At 41.2% G+C, this 5,727-nt stretch carries 6 protein-coding genes; 4 read left to right on the top strand and 2 right to left on the bottom strand.

What is annotated here, in order from left to right; genetic code table 11:
• The first annotated feature begins 170 nt into the window (after positions 1 to 170).
• From KO497_RS01385 to KO497_RS01405, 3 genes are all read left to right on the top strand, one after another.
• Positions 171 to 1,103 (top strand): IS5-like element ISKpn13 family transposase, encoded by a 933-nt coding sequence (locus KO497_RS01385; protein ID WP_004235553.1) that lies wholly within the window; start codon positions 171 to 173, stop codon positions 1,101 to 1,103.
• 294 nt (positions 1,104 to 1,397) lie between these two features.
• Complete coding sequence (locus KO497_RS01395) at positions 1,398 to 1,721, top strand: hypothetical protein (protein WP_012774869.1); 324 nt, start codon at positions 1,398 to 1,400, stop codon at positions 1,719 to 1,721.
• A 153-nt stretch (positions 1,722 to 1,874) separates the two neighbouring features.
• A complete protein-coding gene (locus tag KO497_RS01405; RefSeq protein ID WP_012774818.1) occupies positions 1,875 to 2,288 on the top strand; it encodes a hypothetical protein in 414 nt (137 codons plus the stop codon).
• 70 nt (positions 2,289 to 2,358) lie between these two features.
• On the opposite strand, the gene KO497_RS01410 is transcribed toward KO497_RS01405, so the two are convergent.
• Both KO497_RS01410 and KO497_RS01415 read right to left on the bottom strand, forming a co-directional pair.
• Positions 2,359 to 3,390: a hypothetical protein gene (locus KO497_RS01410; RefSeq protein WP_012774819.1), complete on the bottom strand. Its 1,032-nt coding sequence runs from the start codon at positions 3,388 to 3,390 to the stop codon at positions 2,359 to 2,361.
• Positions 3,391 to 3,824: 434 nt separating this feature from the next.
• On the bottom strand, positions 3,825 to 4,673 hold the full coding sequence (locus tag KO497_RS01415) for a GMA family class A beta-lactamase GMA-1 (protein WP_012774820.1): 849 nt from the start codon (positions 4,671 to 4,673) through the stop codon (positions 3,825 to 3,827).
• 384 nt (positions 4,674 to 5,057) lie between these two features.
• Here KO497_RS01415 and KO497_RS01420 point away from each other — a divergent pair, with 384 nt between their 5' ends.
• On the top strand, positions 5,058 to 5,726 hold the full coding sequence (locus tag KO497_RS01420; protein WP_215942189.1) for a hypothetical protein: 669 nt from the start codon (positions 5,058 to 5,060) through the stop codon (positions 5,724 to 5,726).
• The last annotated feature ends 1 nt before the right edge of the window (position 5,727 follow it).

The raw sequence follows: 5,727 nt of genomic DNA on the forward strand, positions 1-5,727 counted from the left end.
CATATCGTCCGGCTTCATCAGGAAGGTATATAATAAGTTAAGCTGAACAGGTATATATTTTAGTTTTATTTTTTGATGTTATAAATAAAGTAAGACGATCTGCTAAGGAAGGTGCGATTTAATCGTCATATGTGAGAACATAAAGCTTTCTTTATCATGAGCTGTTTACAATGCCTGCCATTTCCAGCTATTCCTCCCGTAAATCCCGTTTTCTTGACCGTATGAATGTTCTGGTGCCGTGGCAGGATATTGCTGATAAGCTGCTTCACGTCTATCCGTCATCCCGTCGCGGCCGACGGCCTTTCCCCCTGGTGCTTATGCTCCGTATCCACTGCCTGCAACTCTGGTTTGACCTCAGTGACGGAGCGGCTGAAGACGCCCTGCATGATGTCCTGCCGTTCCGTCAATTTGCGGGGATCTGTGACACGGTGCCAGATCGCACAACCATCATGAATTTCCGCCATTTTCTGGAGAAACATCATGCAGGAGAACAGATACTGGCACTGATTAACCAGAAACTGAAGCAGGCCGGACTGATGTTACGTCAGGGCATCATTATCGATGCGACCATTATTTCCGCTCCCTGTTCCGTAAAAAATAAAGCCGGTCAACGGGATCCTGAAATGCATCAGACCCGCAAGGGAAATCAGTGGTACTTTGGTATGAAAGCTCATATTGCTGTTGATGCGGCCACAGGCTTGACGGAAAAAGTAGTGACCACGGCGGCAAATGTGCATGACCTGAATGCGGCGGATAGCCTGATTACGGAGCCGGTAGCAATTGTCTTCGCCGATGCCGGATATCGCGGGGCAGAAAAACGGGACTCTCTGACACATCGGGTTAAAGAGTGGTTTATTGCCAAAGGTCCTCATGCCGTAAAAAAGCTCAGACAGCATCCCCGGCTGAATAAGCAGGCGCTGCATGATGAATATGTGAAAGCAGGTATTAGGGCAAAGGTTGAGCATCCTTTCCGGATACTGAAGTGCCAGTTTGGTTTCAGCAAAACACGATTACGGGGACTGATGAAGAACCACAACCGGCTTTCAATGCTGTTTGCAATGTGCAATTTGGTGCGGGCGGGACAACTGGCGGGGATGTCGTGAAAATCATTGTAATATCAGTGGAGCAGTGACATTTTGCTTACCCTGAGTTGATGGGGGAGATTAAATATTGTCCAAACTGGGGTGCTTACTTTGCCGCGTAAGGAGGATATCCAGGCTCTGGATCGTCATGACTGATTAAATCGCACCTTCCTTAAAGAGGGACAGCCAACGCGAGGCATTTTTATCATGCGTTGGTTTTTGTGGTTAAGGTGTTATGCGGAGGCTTGGTAGTGGCGTTGGCTGCCCCTTAACGCGTTATAGCGCAATACAAAATTTGAATTTAGGAAGATAATAATGAATAAATCAATCATATTTGGTTCACTGGTGATTGGCGCTTGTGTTGTCGCTAGCCCTTTTATTTATGATTCGGTTAAAACGGCAAAGCATGAAGAACAGCGTGAAAAAATTGCAGTGCAGATGGAAATTACAGATGTCACAGCTCTAGAAAGTGCTGCAAATCTTTACAAAGAATCAAAAGGTAAATGCCCAAGTAAAGCTTCTGACATGGTAGGAGTGACCATAAAAAGAGAACCCAAAGATCGCTTAGGTTTGGAATACGAAACAGTAGGAGACTGTCAGTTTAAGTCTTTTAAAGGAATAACTTCGAGCAGCCTTTGAGTTGCTCTATAACAAATTGTTCAAGAGTGATTCGGCACGCGTGGCATTTTTACCATGCGTTGGCTTTAGTGTTTAAGGTGGTATGCGGAAGCTTCGGTATTGCGTGCCTCACCTTAATTGGACTATACATTTTAACCAAACTAAGGAGTAATCTTGGATTTACTAACTTCTTTGATCGGCTTCATGGGTGTTGTGGTTGGTTCTGTTATTTCCTATGTGGCAACATACAAATTTAAAAAGTTGGAACTTGAAACGAACGAGCGGCAAAAGCAAAAAGAAAATTTGAACTTAATCTACTGTTCTTTCTTGTCAAAGGTTTCAACTGCGATTAGTGCCCTAGATTTAGATAGCTCTAAAAACTACTCAACTTATCTCTCGCCAATCAACGAGGATCTCGTTCTTATTGAATTATTTAGTACTAACGAAGTGTATGACAAAGCTAGCTTATTAGTTTCAGAGGTGACCGATTTATTTGCAGATGAGCCTTCGGCTACTTTTGGTTCGTTCAACAGACTGAAAAGTGACTTCGTAAATGCGGTTAAAACTCAGGATAAATCAAATGTATGACAAAAAGAGCTTAATGCGCATAAAGCTACCGCCTAAGGTTGAGATAGGCGGATTTTCATGTGAGATGTCGTTATTTAAACTCTTTTAGAACTTCTTTTTTAACTTTGTTCCATTGGTTTTCATCATCGAATTCTTCGACAAGCATTAGGTCGTGAAGGTAGATACTATCTCCCAACGTTTCCCCTGATTTACGAAAAAAGCAATTAAAGATACTCGCCGAGCCAAATATAGGGTTTATGCCAACAGCATATGCTACACAACCGACTTCAAAGCGTTGTTTTTTTCCAAAAGAGTTTGTTGATACAACCGATAAAGTGTTAGTAATCGTTTGGTCTTTGACTATAGTCTCAGAGTCAAGGATTTTGATTTCTGCGACAGCGTCATTAATAAGTTCATAAAATTTCTTAGTAAACGTTTCTAAAGGCACTGAGGCATTCTTTAACCCTTGTACAGTTCGTTTTTTTACTATTTCTTCTAGGTGTTTTTTTTCTTCTCCTGAAAGCGTTGGGTTTAAACTTGCTAGAATGACATCTGCTTCTTGGTTGAATGATTCATCGTCCAGTTCACAGGAAAACTGAGATATAGCATTAGAAATATCTTTCTCTAATTGTGGTTTTTTTGCCAAATACAAAGCATCTCTTAGGGAATCACGCTCTTTTATCAATTCATCTTTATTATGTGAGGCTGACTTTCTATAATCTTGTAACGCGATGAGTTCAGCTAAATAGTCTTGCTGGTATGGATCATCCTTGTATTTGGCTATGTCTTCTACAAGGGAATCATCACCTTGCCAACCCCAATCTCTAATTTTTTTAGTTATCGCTTCAATTTCATCCGTGTCATGTAGAATGTTTTCGTAAATATCTATAACTTGTCTAAATGCAGCCGCACCATTGAATTGCTGTTTAACTCTGTTAACTAATTGCTCTGGAGTCTCATTATCTTTGATAACGTGACCACAATACTTTGTGCTACCAGTTTCTATAACTAAGTTCTTGTTGACTTGTGTTTGCAAGTACTTTTCATAGATAGCATCTTTGTTAACCAAACCGACAAGGCCTGTAGCTGCAACTATGATTACAGGTGCTAAAAATTTAATCATTAGAGTCTCTTAAGTACAAATTCATAAAATATCGCTAATAGTACTGCATAGTCATACGTAGGCATAGTTACATGACAAATAAGGATAGATGTCGCGCCGCTGACATCTTATCCGGGTATTGGACAAACCTGACGCCACTTTATTTAGTAGATTATTCGATGAAGATTGAAGCGGACTACTCCTGAGCTATCTACACCATTAGCTTTGGACATCGAGTTAAGCGACTTTTCCATACTGTAAGTAATTTATGAGATGCTAATATTCTAATTTCCGAAACTCATTTATGTCCATCAACGTGTCAGCTTGCTCTTAGCTGGCACGAAAATGCCCCAAAATGAGTTATAGCCAAGCAACGAAGGTGGTCAATATGCCGTACAACCCCATTTTGTTCTCTACGGCATATCTATTGTCAACAGTATGACAATCTCATCTAGTTATTTTACAGCATACTCTTCGAAAATAGCCTTACCAATTTCATTAATAACTTGATTACGTTCTGGCATAGAAAGGTTGGTTTGTGTCAGGTAGATGCTAATGATTAATGGCTCGCGCTCGTCAGTCCAAATTGCTGCTGTAATACCGCGCGAACCGTTAGCTCCTGCACCAGAACGATCTGCAATAGACCACCCTTTTGGTAAAACAGAACGGAGTAAAGAATCGGAAACAGTGTTCCCTTGCATCCATTCCTTAAGTTGTTTTTTTGAATTTTGAGCTAATACATCTTCGAATAAAATATGATATAGGGTCTTATTCATCGCATTTGGCGTCGTTGTATCACGTAGGTCATCAGCTTTGGCTTGGTTTAGTTCAGGTTCAAAACGATCTAATTGAGTTACTTTATCTCCGATCAAACGTAGAAAAGCAGTGACACCCTGTGGGCCTCCGATGTGCTTTAAGACTATGTTTGCAGCAGTATTATCACTAGTCTTCATCGTAGCTTCACAAGCATTTTCAATGGTAATTGAACTGCCAACCATGTTTTTTGTTATTGGTGACCAAGCGATTAGTTCATCGGATTTTACTGGCGCCATTGTACTTATATCTAAAATGTCTCTATCAGAGTCCTGTAGCATTTTTGCACATGCTAATGTCTTGAATGTACTCATCATAGGGAACCTTTCATTCCCTTTATAGTGCCATTGTTGATCCGTTGAATCTAAAACTGATACGCCTATGCGTCCCAAGGTGCGTTGTTCTATAGAATAGAGCGAGTCGTTCAATGTTGAAGCGGTCGATAAAAAAGAAATGAACAAACAGCTCGAAAGTAAGATTGATTTTTTCATGATAACTCGACTATTTATGTAATAAGACTGAATTTACGGAGCGTAATAATACAGCCCGAAAGATATAAATCAACAGCGGGTCATATTAAGTTTGTATGAAAAGATGAGTGTGTTTATGGAGCGTTATTTTCTGCTCGACTTAGGATGAAGGAAGCGCTATCTGAATCTCATACGCATAAGTCAACTATAAGTTGTGAATAACTCATTTCTGTCCAGAAGTGAGTTACAAAGGGCGGCAATGACAGAGAAGCCGAGTATGAAACTTTATTCCTCTCCCACAATCGTTAGATTAAGCGCTTCATAATGAATCGGGATTAAATTTGCACACTAATTTGAACCCACTTATACTTACTCTCAAATGGGTTCAAATTAGTATGGTGCTTTATGGCTGTATATTTAAGCCTTGGTAAAGATAAGCAAGGTAATTTTCATCACATAGATGATCAGAAATCAGGGAGGGGGACCCTGTTTTGTCCGTTCTGTGATTGTCCGTTAATAGCAGCAAAAGGGCGGGTCAAGGCCGCACACTTTCGACACGACGGTGAAACATGCAATGAATCCCTCAACGAAATTCCACAAATCCCCGCTTGGCATCACTTCCACCTCAACTATCCACTAGAGATCATCGACGCCTTAAAAGACGGCTATCAAGCGGATAGCAAGTCACCAAACGTGTTTCAACACTGGAAGTCTGGATTACATCGCTTTCCACGTGCGGCCAAAGAAGAACTGTTTAGCCGTGACGACTGGACAGATAATCTCACCTTTACCGATACAGCTAGAACCATCCTTGGCAGCTTACCGCTACTAGGGTTTAGCCAGTGGATGCGTAACACCTTACAAATGCGCGTTCACACCTTGCGCGAAGCAATAGATCAAGGTACAAAGCATCGAGCGTGGCTTGAAATTGAGGCGCACCGTCAGCAAGCTATTCTCAAAGCATCGCTCTATCTGTTTGAATACCAACTAGCGGATAAAACCGTGATTCATAAAGTTGGGAGAACAGCGAGAGCGCCAGAACAACGCCTGAAAAAAACGGTACTCGGTCTATAAA

It is taken from the genome of Pacificibacter marinus, from assembly GCF_018860665.1.
Taxonomy (GTDB): Bacteria; Pseudomonadota; Alphaproteobacteria; order Rhodobacterales; family Rhodobacteraceae; genus Celeribacter; species Celeribacter marinus_A.